Origin of the sequence: Fodinibius sp. (assembly GCF_034521915.1) — a bacterium.
Lineage (GTDB): Bacteria > Bacteroidota > Rhodothermia > Balneolales > Balneolaceae > Fodinibius.
On the sequence record NZ_JAXHLU010000001.1, the window covers coordinates 295,607 to 314,486 of the forward strand.

An 18,880-nucleotide genomic window follows, 5' to 3' on the forward strand; every position below is an offset into this window, starting at 1 on the left:
GACAAATTTAATTCATGAGATTTTACCCCTCCCCTCAATACATTAAAGATGGGTAAATTAAAAATGGGCCCTGCCTCTCAGCAGAGCCCATTTTAAGGCTATCTAAATGAAATTACTCTCTCTGGATTTTAATTATCGATAGAAGCCATAATATTCTGATACCGCTTTGTAATCGGAGGGATCCAGTCCACTGGGAAGAATTTCTCCTGACTTCTGCTTTCTTTGATCTTCGGTATTGGAAGCTTCAACTCGAACAATCTCTATACGTTCATATTCTGTTCCTCCACCAGATGATTCGATAAAAAAGGCTGTATAATCATCATTTATGTTTCCGAAACTAACAGAATATGTTGAGAACACCCCATCACCAGGAATAGGATAATATCTGAAGGTAGAATTATTAAGCCCTCTGTCATTAGCCAGATAAACTGACCAAGAACTATTCCTAAATTCATCATTACTTATGCCAGGAACGCTTAGAGTCAAAGAAGATTGACTTCCAAAATCATGTCCCGGAAAGATATACCGTGTAACATTGGCATTGCCGTCGGCGCCTTTCAGGTTAATGGGCGTTCCCCATCCGTTTTCCGTTTTGGGTCCGTACATATCATAATTGGCTTTATCCAGGTAAAAATCGCCCAGATCACCTAACGAAGCATCAGGGGCACCAGTGCCGGCATGAATCTGACTGCCGTCTTCCCCATCTTCACCCATTAAAACCATAATAGGATTGCCCCAGCCGTCGTCGTCTTTGGGGCCATAGAGTTCACCGGTATCTGTGTTCAAGTAGTAATCTCCGTTGTCACCGATATCAGAGTCCGGTGCGCCCTGCCCGGAATACATCATACTACCATCTTCACCTGCTGGTCCAACAGGGCCTTGTGGACCTTCTGGTCCCTGCGGGCCTTCAGAGCCGGCGGGACCTTCGCAGGCTATAAAAATTGAAATTGAACAAACTAAAAGTATCGTCACTATTCGTGTTATTCGTTGCATAGTTACTATTCTTTTTTAGAATTAATGAATACTACATAGTACTATGCGTGACGGCGAGCGGGATGAGGACAAATGGATTTCGAAAAATGAATTTGGCCCATTTTTCATCTGGCTTTCGCATATACTAACAAAGGAGAAAGGAGATACTTTGCTTTTTTATGGATCAGCAACGGTGGAAAAATATAGAATCAATTGTGGATAAAGCGCTGACTTTGTCAGATCAACAGAAACAAGAAAAGTTTATCAAAAAAGCCTGCGAGCCCGACCAAGACCTCTACAAACAAGTCAGCGCCCTCCTAACTGCTATCAGGGAATCAAAAGACGCGAACTTTCTGGATGAACCTTGATATCAACAAGCTATCAATTAAAAAGATATACCTTCCGAATTCATATATACAGAAACTCACCTGTTGATTCTTCTCTTTTAAAAAAGGGCTTTGCAAAACTAAAAAAGACCATTCATCAGAAAAAAGAGTCAATACCATTCTCTTCCCTGAAAAGATTAGCTGTCCTGCCTATGAATTAGGGCTTAGTACTATTCGATGAACCCCCGAAAAACCGATCAAAACTACATTTAGCTGGTTTAAGAAAGAAATATGTTGATATATAAATAGTTTGACATTAAATGTTTTTACATTTTGGTAAATAATTTGTTATATCGTCTTAGAGGAAGAAATCTCCTCTGACTCAAATAAAAACAGGAACGAGGACAGACACGATATGAAAACAACAGTTAGATTATTTTCTGTATTCATACTATTGCTATTGCCCTTTGTGTTATTTGCACAAAGTTCAGCTACGTTAGAAGGTACGATAATGGACTCCAATGGTGAAGCACTTGCCGGAGCCAACATTTTCTTGGTAGAGAGCTCGCAGGGTACTGCTGCAGGCGAAGACGGCAGCTATACCATAGAAAATATTGATCCCGGTACATACACCGTTAGAGTTACTTTTGTTGGATACCAGCAGATAGATGAAGAGATATCATTCTCTGCAGGAGAAACGGTTACCCAAAATTTTACCATGCAAGAAACAGCTGTCATGGGTGAGGGAGTAACGGTAACGGTAGGTTCACGAGCAGGTCATACTGCTGCCGATGAGCTGGCGGTTCCTGTTGATGTATATACTGCCATCGACCTGGAAAAAGCCGGTACCTCTGAAGTTGGTCAAATGCTTGAACAGGTTTCCCCTTCGGTCAACTTTCCACAACAGACTGTTGCCGACGGGATGGATGCCTTGCGATCGTTTACCTTGCGTGGACTTAGTCCCGATCATACGCTGGTACTTATCAATGGAAAGAGACGCCACAAATCGGCATTGGTAAATCGCCTGGGATCGGGTATCCAAAAAGGATCGAGCCCCGTTGATATGAATGCTATTCCGGCCAGTGCGATCCAACAAATGGAAGTCCTGCGTGATGGGGCCGCCGCCCAGTATGGTTCGGATGCCATTGCAGGGGTTGTTAATATCCAGCTTAAAGAGGAACCGGTCCCCTTGTCGCTCAGTTATAAATTAGGCGGTAATGCTACCGATAATTTTTCCAATGATGGAACTACCCAAGATATTGCTGCTTCATATGGTTTACCCATTGGAAAAGATGGATATATTAACCTGTTTGGAGAGGTGCGCCTGCAGGATCCCACAAATCGCGCCGGTGCCAGCCCGCGTGATCAAATTACCGCCGGCGATGGCGACGTGGTTATGGATATGGATGGCGATGGTGTTCAGGAGGTAGTTGAAAAGAACAATCCTGTCTCCCAACCCAACTTCCACTGGGGTAGCGGAGAATCTGACAATTATTACCTATGGGGTAATTCTGCTATACCGGTTAACGAGTCAATGGAAGTATATGCCTTTGGGGGATACAGTTACCGAGATGCTCTTGGCCAAGGCTTTTATCGCCGATCTCTGGGAGATCGAAATTGGCCGCAAATTTATCCCATCGGATTTCTCCCGGAATTTGATATAAAAATCAATGACTACTCGGGGTCACTCGGTCTTCGCGGACAGATGGGCGAATGGAATTACGACCTTAACCTGCAAACAGGTAGTAACAATTTCGAGTACAACATTGCAAACTCACTTAATGTGACGCTTGGTCCGAGCTCGAATCAGACGGAATTTTATGCAGGCACAGTTGGTTTCCAGCAGTCTCATGCCATGCTCGATATCGATCGAACATTTGATGTAGGGCTTGCTGGACCGCTTAACTTTGCTGCGGGCGCTGTTTATCGCATTGATCAGTATGAAATTACGGCCGGAGAAGAGGCTTCATATATTGACGGTCCGGTGAAAGTTAATCAAAATGGAGGACGCGCCGCCCCGGGTGCTCAGGTATTTCCCGGATTCCGTCCAAGTCAGGCGGTGGATGAAAGTCGTAATAACATTGCTACATATGTGGATATGGAAGCTGACATTACCGAAGAATTTCTCGTGAATATTGCCGGTCGATTCGAAAGTTACAGCGATTTTGGAGAAACCATTAACGGTAAGCTGGCTATGCGCTATCAACCACAAGAAGAGCTCATATTCCGGGGGGCGGTAAGTACTGGTTTTCGTGCTCCAAATCTTGCACAACGTTATTTTTCTAAGGTTTCCACAACCTTTATCAATAACGTTCCCTTCGAAGTTGGACTCTTTAATAACGATAGTAATGTAGCCGATGCCCTCGGTGTTCCGGATCTAAAAGAGGAAAAATCGTTCAACGTGAGTGGTGGTCTTGCGGTAAGTCCCACTGATGCTTTCACCTTCACTGTTGATGTTTTCCACATCGATATCAAAGATCGGATCATTTTATCAGGTAACATGGGTGGTCCCGAAATTGAGAACCTTGTTTCTCAATTCGGAGCGCAGCGCGTTCAGGTCTTTTCCAATGCCATTGATACCCGTACATGGGGTATTGACCTAACAGCATCATACCGTACGGTGATAGGCGAAAATGGAACCTTGTATTTAAAGAGCGCCTTAAACAGCACCCGAAACCGCTTGGCAAGTGGCGTTGCTACCCCAACACAGCTAAGTGAATCGTTCGGGGAAAGTATCTTTGGACGCGAGGCTCGTTTAGAACTTGCCCGGGAACGCCCCAAAAATACGCTTAACCTCGAGGCAACCTACGACAACGGTCCATTTAGTTTCAGCATGATGAGCAAACGATATGGAGAGGTTCTCGTACCGGATCAGGATCCAGCTGAGGATTATACCCTAAGCAAAGAATGGGTTATTAACCTCTCAACCAGTTACGAAATCGTAGAAGATTATGCTCGCATCACGGTGGGAGCTCGTAATCTGCTGGATAATTATCCGGATCTGACGCCTGATCACTCTAACTTTCTTGGCATCTTCCCCTATCCTACCGCTTCACCGATGGGATTTAACGGGCGCTATGTCTACTCAAAACTCTCTCTGACGTTTTAATTGTAATTCATTTACCCAACTTCTCTCTACTCCTTCATTTCCGGAGTAGGGAGTACATTGGGTATTATTTTAGATATTAATAAGTAATTCTCTTACAATTCAACTCTTTGCAAAACGTTACGTCAAATCCTGATTTATACAGGATGGCGCAAAGCTTTTCTCTAAAAAACACTAAGAACTGCATGCTCAAAAAAAATTTAGTCTGATGAACAAACCAATATTCTCTCGATTGCTTAGCTGTATTCTATTCTTCGCTCTTTTTGTATCACTGCCCAGTGAAAGCATTGCACAAACCGGATGGGCCAAATCCTATGAAAATGGCATTGTCGTATCCGCCGAAAAACATGCCTCTGAAGTTGGTAAAAAAATTATGCAGCAGGGTGGCAACGCTGTTGACGCTGCTGTAGCTGTACAATTTACCTTGGCCGTTACCGAACCACGTGCCGGTAATATCGGCGGCGGCGGATTTATGGTACTGCATATGGCTGATGGTACGACCACTTCACTGGACTTTCGGGAACGAGCCCCACAAAAAGCAACGAAAGACATGTTCATAAGAGACGGGGAATATCAGCCGGATCTAAGCCGAAGATCGGCACTGGCTTCTGGTGTCCCGGGTGTAGTTGATGGTATGATCAAGGCTCTTGAACGGTACGGTAACCTTCCACTGGAAACGGTAATAGCCCCGGCCATAAAACTGGCCCGGGAAGGATATCGCCTAACCTGGCTACAAGCACAGGATTTTAATGACAAAGCAGATGAATTTAAAAAGTACCAATCCTCTACAAAATATTTTACCAAAAAAGATGGGAAGCCTTTTGAAGAAGGAGATCTTTTTGTTCAAAAAGATTTAGCCAAAACTCTTGAACGAATTGCACGATTGGGCAGAGCCGGTTTTTATTCGGGAACTACTGCTGATCAAATTGTTGAGGAAATGAAACGGCAAGGCGGTATTATCAGCTATAGTGATCTCAAAAATTACGAGAGCAAGTGGCGCGATCCCGTAAAGGCAAGCTTTAACGGTTACGATCTTCACATTATGCCACCGCCCAGCAGCGGCAGCATTGCCATTGCCCAAATGCTTACTATGCTCGAGGATTATAATTTAAAAGAACTCGGTTTTAACTCGGCAAAGTACGTTCATCTCATTACCGAGGTCATGCGTAGAGCATTTGCCGACCGGGCCCATTTTCTCGGTGATCCCGATTTTGTCAATATCCCGCAATCAGAGTTATTGGCAGAGGATTATAATCAGCAACGCATGGAAAGCTATAGCTGGGATAAAGCTACTTCCAGCGATGACATTTCTCACGGCAATCCCATTCAGGTTATAGAATCCACCGAAACAACCCATTATTCAATTGTGGATAGTGACGGCAATGCGGTTGGAGTTACAACCACCTTGAACGGTTCGTTTGGGAATAAGCTTGCCGTTGACGGTGCCGGATTCCTGCTTAATAATGAAATGGACGATTTTACCGCCCAACCCGGCGAACCCAATATGTTTGGACTCATACAAGGAAAAGCCAATTCCGTTGCTCCCAAAAAGCGGATGCTCAGCAGCATGTCTCCCACCATTGTTACCAAAGATGGAAACGTGCGAATGGTCTTGGGAGCCGCCGGCGGACCTATGATTATAACGGCGACATTCCACAATTTTCTTAATATGGCTGTCTTTGGGATGGATCCCCAAAAAGCCAACTCAGCGCCGCGTTTCCACCATCAGTGGATGCCTGATAAATTGTATTACGAAGAATTTGGCCTAAGTCCCGATACCCGGCAAATGCTGAAAGAAATGGGACATACACTTGAATCACGCAGCAGCATAGGGCGTACCCATACCATATATATCAGTAAAGACGGATTAAAATATGGATCACCAGACCCTCGGGGAGATGGTTCTGCCCAGGGATATTAAACCTAATGAGTTTTAAGTTTTATTCACCCGATTGTAATATATCTGTATTGCAATCGGGTTTTTTATTTCAAGCCTCTACAATCCTCACTGTGGACGCCACAAATCTTGTCAGTAAAAAAATCAGCATATTTAAGGTTGTAAATTCCCGCTTCTTTTGTCATAATCATTATCGTATGCTCAAAATTAAATTAATATCTATTGGTCATGAGTAATGATATCGATACTGCAGTACAATCTATTGAGTGGCGAGAGGATCATGTTCGCATCTTAGATCAAACATATCTGCCCGGACGCGAAGTCTATAGCGATATCCGAGATGTGGGACGCATGTGGGAAGCCATCAAAAAGCTGCGCATTCGGGGAGCACCCGCTATCGGTATTGCAGCGGCCTACGGCTTATATTTAGGAATTAAAGATATGCCTGAAAATGCATTCGAAAGCTTTATGGTCGAAGTTGATCGCATTGCCGAATACCTGGAGGGAGCCCGGCCTACGGCCGTAAATCTCAAGTGGGCAACCGATCGGATTAAATCAACCATCCGGGCCCATAAAGATAAGGATATCAGTGAGATTAAGGAGATCGTTTTGCAAACAGCCAAGACCATCCACGATGAGGATAAGCGAACCTGCAAAAAGATTGGCGAAAATGGCGTTGAGCTCATTCCCAAAAATGCGCAAGTACTAACCCATTGTAATACCGGCAGTCTTGCCACAGGTCAATACGGTACCGCCCTTTCGATAATATTTCACGCCCATGAACAAGGTAAAAAACCATTCGTTTGGGTGGATGAAACGCGTCCACTGCTACAGGGATCCCGCCTTACCGCCTGGGAGCTGATGAATGCTGAAATCCCAATGAAAATAATAACGGATTCCAGCGCGGGCCTACTCATGCGTCGCGGCGAAGTTGATCTGGTTATGGTAGGTGCTGATCGCATTGCTGCAAATGGTGATGTGGCCAACAAAATCGGGACCTATCCCCTCGCAGTTTTAGCGAGAGAAAATGAGATACCTTTTTATGTAGCGGCTCCCCTCTCGACCATCGATATGGAAATGGAAACCGGCGATGAGATTCCGTTGGAGGAGCGCGATCAAGAAGAGGTGCTTAACTACAGCGATGCCCAAGTAGCACCCAAAAAAGCCGAGGCCTATAATCCCGCTTTTGACGTTACTCCGTATTCATATATCAATGGCATTATAACCCAAGAGGGAATTATTGAACCGCCGTTTGAGGAGGGATTTAAAAATATTTTTAGTGATTGAGAAGTCAGAAGCCAAGCATCATCTAATTTTTTTCAATATAGTATCGGTATCAATACTGCCATGAGAGCCATGCCAAACCACCTCACTATTATCCACTAAAATAGCCTGGGGCGACTCGTGACGAACATCTAGCTCAGAAGCTATTTCATTAGAGGCGTCACGGCTGCGTACAACATTTACAAAATGCATATCGGCATGCTCTTTAATATCATCCGCCCCCATCTCAAGATCTCCTTTCGCAACAAAACAAACGCTGCAGCGATGACTGTGTTTGTAGATTAGTTGCGGCTTTTCATTTGATGCTTCAATAATGGGATCCACCTGAGAAGGATCTGAAATCATCTCCCAAATCTCACTCGTTTCGGATCCCGAAAACGCATTTTTTACTGAATTAAAAAGTCCCATAATAAAATTTTGTTTTACCTATCTATGCTGGTCCGCAGCAGAGCTACGGAACGAGAATTACAATAATCTAAATAATATTATCTCGTGACGATGCTCTGTCAAGTGATCTTGTAACCTGACAGATAGTTCAGTTTATTTACCCATTAAAGCTCTTGTGTCATCCTGAACTTAGCGTACCCCGACACTTCGTGAGATTCAGGATCTATCATCCAGCTAAAATTTAAAGATGCTGAAATAAATTCAGCATGATATTTTAATAATTGATTTAAAATTCATATCCCTGCTAATTCCATCCATCCGATCGCGAACCAAGCGCTCGGATGGGTTGAAATTGTCAGTCGCCCAGGCAAATGCCAATATCCCGCGCCGTCTGCATGGTATCACTCTCCAACGAAACCGACTTCATTTTTCCCTCAATACTGGTGATGGGGATACGCGTTAGCTTATTATCCTGCAACACGACCAGTTTATTATAGTCGTGCTCTTCCACACAGCGAATGGCAGCCGCACCGAAACGAAGCGAAATAAGCCGGTCGTAGGTTGAGGGAGATCCGCCGCGCTGAAGGTGTCCCAGTACAACCGATCGCGACTCCTTACCCGTCCGCTCGGAAAGCTCATCGGCTACCTGGTCGGCAATACCGCCCAATTGTACCTCCTGCCCCGGGGTTTTGCCCTTGGTAACGATTTCTCCGTCTTTTTTGGTTGCTCCTTCGGCCACTACAATCATCGTATAATGAAGTCCCTTCGACTCCCGCTCTTCAATTTTTTCCACAATAGAATCATAGGAAAACGGAATTTCAGGAATTAGGATCACATCGGCAGAGGCTGCAATACCAGAGTAGAGTGCAATCCATCCGGCATAACGCCCCATTACCTCGACGACCATCAGGCGGTGGTGCGATTCGGCCGTAGTCGTAATCCGATCGATCGCTCCTGTCGCAATATCAATAGCCGTATCAAAACCAAGCGTCACATCGCAGCCGTAAATATCGTTATCAATGGTTTTGGGCACGCCCACAATATCAAGACCTTTCTGGATAAGTTTACTCGCAATATTCATCGAGCCATCACCGCCTATAGCAACAAGGGCATCAATACCATGCTTTTCAAAGGTTTTCACCAGCTTATCAGATACATCTTTTGTATCCCAACTGCCGTCGTCTTTTTTGTACGGCATCTCAAAGGGGTTGCCACGATTGGCCGTTCCCAAAATAGTACCGCCCTGCATCGTAATTCCCTGCACGGCTTGGGCATCGAGCTTTATAAAAGGTTCATCAGTAAATATTGAACCATATCCGTTTTTGATGCCATACACTTCCCAGCCTCTTTTTAGTGCTGCCAATGTAGCTGCACGAATAGCGGCATTAAGACCGGGAGCATCGCCACCGCCTGTATTAATAGCAATCTTCATAAATTAATTTTGTTTTTCTAATGGTTCTCGTTCCCTTTCAAACACTTCTTCCACTTGTTCAATTCCAAGACCGCGTCGAACAATCTTGGTACTATCATCAGTCATATCCAAGATAGTGGTTTCTTGGGAAGGTAGATCCTGCTGGTTGTCAATAGTCACATCTACCTGCTTATCAAATTTTCGTAAGAACGGTTCCCTGTCAAATTTTTCCAGGGCGTCTTCATCCATTTCGGGCTTCTTAGCGGTAATTGCAAGCATGGGATTACCAACCTCACGGACCAAGCCTTCACAAATAGGATAGTCTGGCACGCGAATACCTACCGTTTTTTTCTTGGGATGAACAAGCAGCTTGGGCACCTCTTTGGTAGCAGGCAAAATAAAGGTATACGGGCCGGGAATCAGCCGTTTGATCAGCTTAAAATTATAGTCAGAAATATGTGCAAACTTTGCTATACCCGACAACGAGTCACATAAAATGGTTAGGTGATCACCCTTTCCCAGCTGTCGAATTTCACGAATCCGCTCAATCCCTTTTTTATTTTTATAATCACAGCCAAGAGCATATTGACTGTCGGTCGGGAAAAGTACCACCGCACCATCTTTCACCTTGTCGGCGATTTCAAATAATCGTTTTACATGGGGTGTCTCGGGATGCAGTTTGATTCGTTCTGCCATGAATAAACCTCAAATGTTTTTGGAGTTATACGATATTAGATAAGCTCAGAAAAACGCACGGAATGATTCACTATAAAATGTTGTGATAGTAAACGAAATGGAATAACATTCAACTTCATAATTCCTCTTATTTTATGCGCTTTTGAACTTCATTAATAACACATTGATCACGGATAATCAATACTATTTCTCATAAATCATTAAATAAACTATTAAAGTTATGGATACATCAGTGCAAGCACAATGGTTAGGACATTCTGCTTTTAAATTCGTGAGTCCGCAAGGCACCAATATTTTAGTTGACCCTTTTCTGTCGGGAAATCCATCCACCCCAGATGAGTATAAACAACAGGATGAGATCGATTATATTCTGTTAACCCACGGACATGAAGATCACGTGGGCGACACGCTGGATATTGCCGAAGCTACTGGTTGTAAAGTCGTTTCACAGGTAGAGCTTTCGCGATTACTGGTTAGCAAGCACGGTCTCGACGAAGAACAGGCTATCGAATTTAATAAGGGTGGTACAGTAGCCTTCGATGACTTTTCGGTAACTATGGTAGATGCCAACCACAGCTCTTCATTCCAGGGTGACTACGCAGGCGAATCAGCCGGGCTGGTGATCTCTTTCTACGATGATATCACCTTCTATGACCTTGGGGATACTAATATCTTTTACGAACTGGAACTCTATGGTGAGCTCTATGAGCCCGATATCGTTGCCGTACCTATGGGCGACCACTATACGATGGGTCCCGGTGAAGCTGCTATGGCCTGCGATCTGCTTCAGGCCGATTATGCCGTACCCATTCACTACGGCACGTTTCCACCATTAACAGGCGATCCCGAAGACTTCAAGAAATACACCGAGAAGTCAACTGATACCGAAGTCTGGATTCCCGAAGCAGGAGATCATTTCTTGGCATAAGACTCATTTATACTCCAATAGAAAAAGGCGCAAAGTTTCTTTGCGCCTTTTTCTTATGATTAATGGACTTGAACGAAACCTTATTTCTTCGATAACTTCTTCTCATCCGGCTTAACAGTGACTACCGGTGTACTCAGCGACTGCGCTACCTTTTCTGTTGTAGAACCCAGTAATAGGTGAGCAAAACCGCTGTGACCATGTGTGGCCATCACAACAACATCAGCATTTTCGGCGGCATAATCTTCAATACCCAAGTGGGCCGAAACCCCTCGTTCAATTGCAGTGTAAATATTAATACGTCTATTTGATGCATTATCTGATACCACAAACTGATCTCTGAACTTTTCATCACCGCGAGCTATCTTAACATTATCAAAACCCTCGGCAGCCAGATAATCATCCAACCGACTTATGAGAGACTCATAAATATTTTGTTCATCGGTTTTTTGGGGATCCCGGCTTTCAGAATCCAACGGACTACCATAAAGCTCCTGTACGTGATACAAAGTAATATCTGCATCATAAATGGTCGCCAATGTCAGTGCCATCGGAAGCGCTGTAAAGGATAACGGAGATCCATCCGTAGGAATCATAATATCCTTAAGCCCCTCGGCATTGAGTCCTTCATCCACGGTAAACACCGGGACCGATGAATGACGAACTACTTTGTTGGTTGTAGATCCACGCAGCAACGATGATTTATGATGGCCTTTCGATGCCATTACAATAAGATCATGATTATTCTGTTTGGCATGTTCTGCGATAGCTGTCGAAGACTTTCGATCGATGTTACAAACCACTTCTCCCTTGTTTTCATCAGCAATATAATCATCCATGGCCGTCTGCATCTGATGGACAGCCTCTTTCTGTGCCATAGGATAAATTTCATCATCCAAATTTAATGGTGCCTGCATATTCGACAAGCTTTTATGGAAATAGGTCAGGGTCGGAATAATGTGAATAAAATCTACCTTGGCTCCAACCCGATGAGCAATTTCCTGGGCATGACGATAAGCCAACTGAGCGTTTTCCGAAAAGTCTGTAGGTACTAATATTTTTTTAATTTCCTGCATGACAATAGTCTTTAATATGGAGATTCATCAGTTTATTTAACGTTAGGTTTCCGTCCGTAAATAGTCAAGTCCCATCACCATAATTAATCCGATAAGCATTCCCCAAATACCACTCCAAAAATGGTCCGTCCCCGCCTCCTGAACGGTTAAATACGGAATAAATGGATTACTCTTAACAAGCTTGTTCTTAACGGTCAAAATCTCTATTTCTTTTTGTGCGCCATCACGATTCACCTTTTCACCCAGCCGCTCAAATTCAGGACGATTTTGATCCGGCGGATTATTTCGAAGCTCCGCCGCTTTTGAGCTGTTATAGGCCACCACTTCGGTCTTGCTAACGATTTGCTTAAACGTCCGATCCTGATACGGCCAAATCACATATAGCGATCCAATTAAAAAGCCAATGAGTACCGCCAACGTTTTTGCTTCGTAGCGACTTAACAGCCACGACAATAACCTTGAAAAAAGCACCAGTCCAACTACAGCCCCTGCAACAAAAGGAAGTAATGATAATAACCCGGCTGTTGTCTCGGAGGTACCCACCTTACCAAATTGTGCTAATATATAGTCGTACTTTCGCAGGATAAGCAGGAAATACGAACCTGATATTCCGGGTAAAATCATCGCACAAATAGCTATAGATCCGCTGATAAAAACAAACCACGGTGCTTCGGGCGTATCAGTCGGAACCAAGGTAACAACCCAAAATCCAATACCCGCACCAATAAAAACCATCAGTCCATGCACCCAGTTAAAGCCCTCAATAGCTTTGATAAGCACAAAAATAGATCCCACTATTAATCCAAAAAAGAGTCCATATACCAACTCCGGATTGGTAAACATATACACCTGTAGAGGCACTACTTTTGTAAAAAACAGTATAGCACAGAACATACCCGAGAGCAGCACTACCATAAATTTCCAGTGTACCTCACGAAGGGCGTCCCGAAATTTTAATGTGACGAGCTGCTTAAAAAAGCGCGTATCAAAACTCTTAATCGCATTGATAAGGCGCGTATAAATTCCGACGATCAGCGCCAGTGTACCCCCGCTTACTCCCGGCACAATATCGGCCGATCCCATCAAAAAACCTTTAATCAATAAAAAGGGAGACTCACTCCAGCTTGTAGAATCGGACTTTGAATCAGAATTATTGGTTTTTGACAACGGAATTAGGAATTAAGAATTAGGAATTAATGAATGCCAAAGATATAGCAAGGATCATAATTTTTCATTGAATAATTTTTAATTCCTAATTACTTCTGCCATCCTTTTTCACCGATCAACGGTACGAACTTAAAATCACTGAAATGCTCCTCTTCAAACTCGTCCTCCCGAATTTTGATAATGCGTACCATTTCCTGCCTGTTTTCATCCCCCACCGGAACAACCAGGCGTCCATTAATATTGAGCTGTTCAACTAAATCCTCGGGAACAACCGGGGCTCCGGCCGTAACCACGATAGCATCATAAGGTGCGTAGGCCGACCATCCGAGCGTACCGTCACCCAGCTTGGCACGAATGGAGTATCCCAGCTCTTTCAGAGTTGATTTGGCCTTTTTGTAAAGCTTTTCATGGCGTTCAACGGTATACACATTGGCCCCCAGCTCACACAAAATTGCCGCCTGATACCCTGATCCGGTTCCAATCTCCAGCACTTTTTCGCCGGGCTGTATTTCGAGCAATTCCGTTTGTCGTGCAACGGTGTATGGCTGTGATATGGTTTGCTCTTTACCAATGGGCAATGCAGTATCTTTATAGGCACGATCCTGTAGTGCCGTATCCACAAAAACATGACGCGGAACTATGTTAAAGGCCTCCAGCACACGCTGATTTTCAATACCCTTATCAGCCAGCGCTTGAACTAATCTGCGGCGACGCTGTTTAAACTTTGGATTATCTGCTCCTGAACCCCAATTTAACATGACAAACTTTTGTATTTTACCAACCGATTATAAATTGAATATAACATAAGGAACTTGTGGCAATATATTCGATTTTTAATCAATGAAAACTTTGTTACTATCAAAAATTGTGGATAGAACTTCAATTGAGACCAACACCTTGAGATTATGAAAACGTTTCTAAAGATAGCCGGTGCACTTGTCGGATTAGTTATTATTATTGTTATCGGGCTGAATATTTACTTTACGGATGAGCGCCTAAAAAACACCGTCATGCCCTACGTCGATGATGCCGTGGGACGTACTGTAAATGTAGAAAAAATGTCGCTGACGCTGTTCAGAACTTTTCCCCAGCCAGGCATAAGTATACAAAACATGAGTATCCCCGGAGAAACCGAAGGTGACACCCTCCTTTCCTTAGATGAACTTATTGTTTCAGTTGAACTTTTCTCCCTGTTGGGCGACCAAATAAACATTTCGGAAATCAGTCTTAAAAATCCGCAGTTCACGTACATCGTAAATGCCGACAGTACTACGAATATCGATTTTTTAATGGCTGAAGATGACGCCGCGGCCGATACAACGTCTGAAGCACTGGCTATAAATATTCCCTATTTTAATATTAGCGGAGGTGATTTTGGCTATCGGGATGCTACTTCGAAAACCGATGTACGGATAGACGACCTCAATGCCGATATTTCCCTCAACTACGCCGATCTAATCACAAGCACCATCGATCTGCAATTGGGTGGGCTTTCGGCTTCTATGGGAGAAAGTACCTATCTTAACAACCTGCCACTGAGTATAAGTCAGCAGTCCACTATCGACCTGGAAAACGAAACCATAACACTTGATGAAGGGACTTTTTCTATTCGCGGACTGGCGCTTAATCTTACCGGCTCGCTGTCTGACTGGAGCAATAATTTAACCACTGATCTTACATTCAATTCTTCATCCGATAATTTTGGGGAGCTATTACGTCTCGTACCGGCTGAGTACGAAGAATATACTCAGGGACTTGAAACGCGCGGGGCGCTGGCGATTAATGGCACACTTAAAGGAGCATTACTGGGCGAAGAATTGCCAAACTTTGATATCGGAATTACCGTCAGTGATGGCTACGTAAAAAATCCGGATCTGCCCCAGTCTATCGAAAACATCCAGTTGGCAGTCAATGCAACCAATAAACTGATTGCCGTCAAAAACCTAACCGCTCGAGCCGGAGCAAATAACCTTTCGGCAAGCGGTCAGCTCGAAAATCCACTGGAAGACAACGCCACGTTTTCTGTTGATTTCGATTCGGATGTCAACTTGGCTACCGTCAGCGACTTTTATGACATCAGTCAGTTTAATATTGAAAACCTGGGCGGACAGCTTACTGCTAACGGACAGGCCTCCGGAAGTATGGAGGCTCCCGAAGAAGCAACTTTTGATGCTACCATTTCGCTGAGTAATGGCTTACTCAAATATGCCGATGTAGCCAAACCTATCGACAATATTTCTATCGATGCCAAAGCAAATCAATCGGTCATCACTATAAACAATATGGAGCTACAGGCCGCAGCCAACACCTTTTCGATGAAGGGATCAATTAACAAGCCGATGAGCGAAGATCAGCGTAGTATTGATATGACAACAGATTTAAGTTTTGATCTGGCTACCATCAAAGATTTTTATCCCATCGACGAAGATACGCTAAGCATGCGTGGACAATTCAAGGCTCAGGCCGTCTTAAAAGGACAAGCCGATCAGATAGAAAATGCAGTACAATCGGGAAATATTTCGCTTTCTAATGGATTTATCAGCCATAAATCACTGGGTAAACCCATTGAAAATATCACCTTGAATTCGTCTTTGGATGGTCCCAGTCTTATAATCTCAAAAGCCAGCTTTACCACCGGCGATAATAACCTTGGCATTTCAGGAAGTGTGAGAAATTACCTGAGTGATAATAGAACGGTCGATATAAAAATGACCGGAAAGGCGACACTCAATCAGATTAAGGATTACTACAAGCTGGAACCTACACTAACTGAACTTACGGGATTAGCTGATCTCAATTTACGTATCCAGGGTGCTCCTGCTGATCCGGCAAACATGCAGTTCAACGGCCAACTAACAGCGCAGAACATCAATATGGATGGAGAAGCCATGGTCCAGCCGGTTACCGATCTCAATGGAAAGCTCAATTTATCGCCCGGTTCTGTAGATTTGGATCAGTTGTCCTTTAACATTGGATCTTCTGATATTGCCCTATCGGGATCCCTCCGCGATTATATGGAGTATCTCAAAGCAGAAGAAGATCGAAGTACAACCCCACAACTCCAGGGAACATACAAAAGCAATCTGCTTAATTTAGATGAACTGATCGACTGGAGCGATACTACCGAAACGGAACCGATTCCCATCCATCTACCCGATTTAACAAGTTCGGTAAATGCCGAAATCAGCAAGATGATCGTCACCGGCGTTACAATGACGAACTTAACCGGTGAAGCTTCCACATTCCCGGACAAAATTACCATAGATCAAGCATCCATTAATCTTTTTGATGGGCAAGCAACAGGCTCTTTCACCTGGGATGTCCCAGAACCCGAGCGCACCATGATCTCATTCAACGGTAACTTGGACGGGTTGCAAGCTGCTGCCTTTTTTGATGAGTTCCAGGTGCTCGGTGAAGACAGCAATTTCCACGAATATATATCTGGAGAATTCAGCGCCGATGTAAAATACTATTCGGAACTCGACAAGTTTTTGTCTCCGGTCATCGAAACATCAACCATGGACGGAAATTTCGGGATGACCAACTCACGGATCCAGGGACATCCCATCCAGATAAAGCTGGCTGCACTTTTAAATGCAAAAGAGCTCAACAATATCGGTCTTGATAAATTTAACAGCACCTATTCGCTCAAAAACAGTGTGTTTACCATTAATAACCTGCGCATGACCAGCGACGATATCGGCATGGAGCTCAATGGCACCCAGCACATGGTATCCGGTAAAATAGATTATCAAACCAAACTCTTCCTGCCGAGCCGCTTCAAGAAAGGAATTGCATCCGTGATAAGCTCCCAGGCCGTTGAAGCTTTAACACAAGAGAACGGTACCATTATGGTTCCGCTTCGGATGACAGGCACCCAGGAAAATCCAACCATCCGCCCGGATAAAGAAGCAATTGCTCCCATTGTAAAAGACTACCTGAAAGATAAGGGTAAAAATCTTCTCAAGGGATTATTCGACAACTAATTACAACGATTTTACCCCAATACACGTTGTCAACTGTTGCTATGAAACGTTATCTTTGCGAACTGGAAACGCAATTTTATGATAAATAAGGAAGCATCCTGATTCATGGATAAATTACACATTTACAATACACTGTCCCGTAAAAAAGAGGAATTCAAACCCATTAAAGAGGGCTTTGTAGGCATCTATGTTTGTGGACCTACGGTGTATGGAGATCCCCATCTGGGACACGCCAAAAGTTATGTCTCATTTGATGTAGTCATCCGATACCTCCGTTATTTGGGATATAACGTTCGCTACGTCCAAAATATCACGGATGTAGGGCACTTGACCGACGATGCCGATCAGGGAGAAGATAAGCTTGAAAAGCAGGCAGCCATCGAAAAGCTGGAGCCTATGGAAATTGCCGAAAAATATACTTACAACTATTTCCGCGATATGGATGCGCTGGGTGTTCAGCGACCTGATATTTCTCCCCGTGCTACGGGACATATCATCGAGCAGATCGAGATGGTCAAGAAGCTACTCGAAAATGGGCACGCCTACGAAACCGACGGCAATGTCTATTTTGATGTCTCTTCGGATGAAGATTACGGCAAGCTCAGCGGCCGTGATGTTGAAGATCAGGAAAGCGGTGCTCGCATTGAGACTGCCAGCGATAAGCGTTCGCCCGAAGATTTTGCCCTCTGGAAAAAAGCTGATGACGGCCATATTATGAAGTGGCCATCACCCTGGGGCAAAGGTTATCCGGGCTGGCATGTAGAGTGCTCGGCAATGTCAACAAAGTACCTAGGCGAACATTTTGATATTCACGGTGGCGGCATGGACAACCAATTTCCACATCACGAATGCGAGATTGCGCAGAGCGAGGGTGCTTTCAACAAACCGTTTACCAACTATTGGATGCACAACAACATGGTTACCCTTGAGGGACAAAAGATGGGTAAATCACTGGGTAACGCTATCTCGCTGCACGAGTTTTTCTCCGGCAATCACGATCTGCTAACCCGTGCCTGGGATCCGCAAGTTATTCGATTTTTCTTACTGCAAAGTCACTACCGCAGTACTACCGATTTTTCTGAAGATGCGCTTTCAGGGGCCGAAAACGGACTTCGAAGTCTGCAGGAAATGATTAAAACAATTGACCGTGCTGATGGAGGTTCCGAAGATGCTTACGATCTGAAATCCCTGAAAACGGAGCTGGAAAGCAAACTCAATGACGACTTTAATACGGCACAAGCCATTGCCGTTCTTTTTGAGGAGCTAAAAACCCTCCGCAAACAAATTAATAGCGGAGATATCCCCGAAAATATTGACGATATCAAAAAATTTCTGAGGGATTTTGTGGACGGTGTGCTGGGACTCTGGCCGCAAGAAGATCAATCGTCAGCCGGCGATGATAAGACACATGATCTTATTGAGCTGCTCATTGATATCCGCAATAATGCACGGCACGAAAAGAATTTTGAACTTTCAGATACCATCCGCGACCGTCTCGAAGAACTGGATATCAAGCTGATGGACAGCCCCGAAGGCACAGATTATAAAATCGTGAATTAGTAACTATTAATAAGTTATATAAACTTTTTTGAACATAGGCATTATCCACTTCTCCCATTTCAAAGAGAGACATGGGAGGAGGTCAAA

Annotated in this window: 14 protein-coding genes; 7 read left to right on the forward strand and 7 right to left on the reverse strand. The window is 44.1% G+C overall.

The features are described from left to right. Positions 1 to 132: 132 nt before the first annotated feature. A complete protein-coding gene (locus U5J89_RS01345) occupies positions 133 to 993 on the reverse strand; it encodes a hypothetical protein (protein ID WP_322573807.1) in 861 nt (286 codons plus the stop codon). 158 nt (positions 994 to 1,151) lie between these two features. Here U5J89_RS01345 and U5J89_RS01350 point away from each other — a divergent pair, with 158 nt between their 5' ends. The 4 genes from U5J89_RS01350 to mtnA all read left to right on the forward strand — a co-directional run bounded on the left by U5J89_RS01350 (position 1,152) and on the right by mtnA (position 7,588). Beyond that, positions 1,152 to 1,340 carry a hypothetical protein gene (locus U5J89_RS01350; protein WP_322573808.1) on the forward strand — a complete coding sequence of 63 codons (189 nt, stop codon included), beginning with the start codon at positions 1,152 to 1,154 and terminating at the stop codon, positions 1,338 to 1,340. A 373-nt stretch (positions 1,341 to 1,713) separates the two neighbouring features. Next, complete coding sequence (locus U5J89_RS01355; RefSeq protein WP_322573809.1) at positions 1,714 to 4,407, forward strand: TonB-dependent receptor; 2,694 nt, start codon at positions 1,714 to 1,716, stop codon at positions 4,405 to 4,407. A 205-nt stretch (positions 4,408 to 4,612) separates the two neighbouring features. Further along, a complete protein-coding gene (gene ggt, locus U5J89_RS01360) occupies positions 4,613 to 6,325 on the forward strand; it encodes a gamma-glutamyltransferase (RefSeq protein WP_322573810.1) in 1,713 nt (570 codons plus the stop codon). A gap of 204 nt (positions 6,326 to 6,529) precedes the next feature. Continuing rightward, positions 6,530 to 7,588: an S-methyl-5-thioribose-1-phosphate isomerase gene (gene mtnA / locus U5J89_RS01365; RefSeq protein ID WP_322573811.1), complete on the forward strand. Its 1,059-nt coding sequence runs from the start codon at positions 6,530 to 6,532 to the stop codon at positions 7,586 to 7,588. An 18-nt stretch (positions 7,589 to 7,606) separates the two neighbouring features. Here the strand turns inward: mtnA and ytxJ are convergent, their stop codons facing one another. The 3 genes from ytxJ to U5J89_RS01380 form a co-directional block, all read right to left on the reverse strand. Next, positions 7,607 to 7,993, reverse strand: a complete 387-nt coding sequence (gene ytxJ, locus U5J89_RS01370; RefSeq protein ID WP_322573812.1) for a bacillithiol system redox-active protein YtxJ — start codon at positions 7,991 to 7,993, stop codon at positions 7,607 to 7,609. Between the two features lie 334 nt (positions 7,994 to 8,327). Continuing rightward, positions 8,328 to 9,404 (reverse strand): ATP-dependent 6-phosphofructokinase, encoded by a 1,077-nt coding sequence (locus tag U5J89_RS01375; RefSeq protein WP_322573813.1) that lies wholly within the window; start codon positions 9,402 to 9,404, stop codon positions 8,328 to 8,330. A 3-nt stretch (positions 9,405 to 9,407) separates the two neighbouring features. Continuing rightward, positions 9,408 to 10,079, reverse strand: a complete 672-nt coding sequence (locus U5J89_RS01380) for an L-threonylcarbamoyladenylate synthase (RefSeq protein ID WP_322573814.1) — start codon at positions 10,077 to 10,079, stop codon at positions 9,408 to 9,410. A 220-nt stretch (positions 10,080 to 10,299) separates the two neighbouring features. On the opposite strand from U5J89_RS01380, the gene U5J89_RS01385 reads away from it, so the two are divergent. Beyond that, positions 10,300 to 11,007, forward strand: coding sequence for a metal-dependent hydrolase (locus U5J89_RS01385; RefSeq protein WP_322573815.1), 708 nt, complete (start codon positions 10,300 to 10,302; stop codon positions 11,005 to 11,007). A gap of 80 nt (positions 11,008 to 11,087) precedes the next feature. Here the strand turns inward: U5J89_RS01385 and U5J89_RS01390 are convergent, their stop codons facing one another. The 3 genes from U5J89_RS01390 to U5J89_RS01400 form a co-directional block, all read right to left on the reverse strand. Continuing rightward, complete coding sequence (locus U5J89_RS01390; RefSeq protein ID WP_322573816.1) at positions 11,088 to 12,080, reverse strand: universal stress protein; 993 nt, start codon at positions 12,078 to 12,080, stop codon at positions 11,088 to 11,090. Between the two features lie 42 nt (positions 12,081 to 12,122). Beyond that, the gene (locus tag U5J89_RS01395) at positions 12,123 to 13,247 is read right to left on the reverse strand and encodes a DUF368 domain-containing protein (protein WP_322573817.1); all 1,125 of its coding nucleotides are present in this window, start codon (positions 13,245 to 13,247) and stop codon (positions 12,123 to 12,125) included. 89 nt (positions 13,248 to 13,336) lie between these two features. Beyond that, positions 13,337 to 14,005 (reverse strand): protein-L-isoaspartate(D-aspartate) O-methyltransferase, encoded by a 669-nt coding sequence (locus tag U5J89_RS01400; protein ID WP_322573818.1) that lies wholly within the window; start codon positions 14,003 to 14,005, stop codon positions 13,337 to 13,339. Between the two features lie 147 nt (positions 14,006 to 14,152). On the opposite strand from U5J89_RS01400, the gene U5J89_RS01405 reads away from it, so the two are divergent. After that, positions 14,153 to 17,233 (forward strand): AsmA-like C-terminal region-containing protein, encoded by a 3,081-nt coding sequence (locus tag U5J89_RS01405; protein WP_322573819.1) that lies wholly within the window; start codon positions 14,153 to 14,155, stop codon positions 17,231 to 17,233. Positions 17,234 to 17,338: 105 nt separating this feature from the next. Then, the gene (gene cysS, locus U5J89_RS01410) at positions 17,339 to 18,793 is read left to right on the forward strand and encodes a cysteine--tRNA ligase (RefSeq protein ID WP_322573820.1); all 1,455 of its coding nucleotides are present in this window, start codon (positions 17,339 to 17,341) and stop codon (positions 18,791 to 18,793) included. Positions 18,794 to 18,880 lie beyond the last annotated feature (87 nt).

What these genes read in the sequence shown, in the direction of transcription:
- U5J89_RS01375 (WP_322573813.1), bottom strand. Translation starts at nt 9,404, where the DNA reads ATGAAGATTGCTATTAATACAGGCGGTGGCGATGCTCCCGGTCTTAAT.
- U5J89_RS01380 (WP_322573814.1), bottom strand. Translation starts at nt 10,079, where the DNA reads ATGGCAGAACGAATCAAACTGCATCCCGAGACACCCCATGTAAAACGA.
- ytxJ (WP_322573812.1), bottom strand. Translation starts at nt 7,993, where the DNA reads ATGGGACTTTTTAATTCAGTAAAAAATGCGTTTTCGGGATCCGAAACG.
- U5J89_RS01390 (WP_322573816.1), bottom strand. Translation starts at nt 12,080, where the DNA reads ATGCAGGAAATTAAAAAAATATTAGTACCTACAGACTTTTCGGAAAAC.
- mtnA (WP_322573811.1), top strand. Translation starts at nt 6,530, where the DNA reads ATGAGTAATGATATCGATACTGCAGTACAATCTATTGAGTGGCGAGAG.
- U5J89_RS01385 (WP_322573815.1), top strand. Translation starts at nt 10,300, where the DNA reads ATGGATACATCAGTGCAAGCACAATGGTTAGGACATTCTGCTTTTAAA.
- U5J89_RS01405 (WP_322573819.1), top strand. Translation starts at nt 14,153, where the DNA reads ATGAAAACGTTTCTAAAGATAGCCGGTGCACTTGTCGGATTAGTTATT.
- U5J89_RS01355 (WP_322573809.1), top strand. Translation starts at nt 1,714, where the DNA reads ATGAAAACAACAGTTAGATTATTTTCTGTATTCATACTATTGCTATTG.
- U5J89_RS01400 (WP_322573818.1), bottom strand. Translation starts at nt 14,005, where the DNA reads ATGTTAAATTGGGGTTCAGGAGCAGATAATCCAAAGTTTAAACAGCGT.
- ggt (WP_322573810.1), top strand. Translation starts at nt 4,613, where the DNA reads ATGAACAAACCAATATTCTCTCGATTGCTTAGCTGTATTCTATTCTTC.
- U5J89_RS01350 (WP_322573808.1), top strand. Translation starts at nt 1,152, where the DNA reads ATGGATCAGCAACGGTGGAAAAATATAGAATCAATTGTGGATAAAGCG.
- U5J89_RS01345 (WP_322573807.1), bottom strand. Translation starts at nt 993, where the DNA reads ATGCAACGAATAACACGAATAGTGACGATACTTTTAGTTTGTTCAATT.
- cysS (WP_322573820.1), top strand. Translation starts at nt 17,339, where the DNA reads ATGGATAAATTACACATTTACAATACACTGTCCCGTAAAAAAGAGGAA.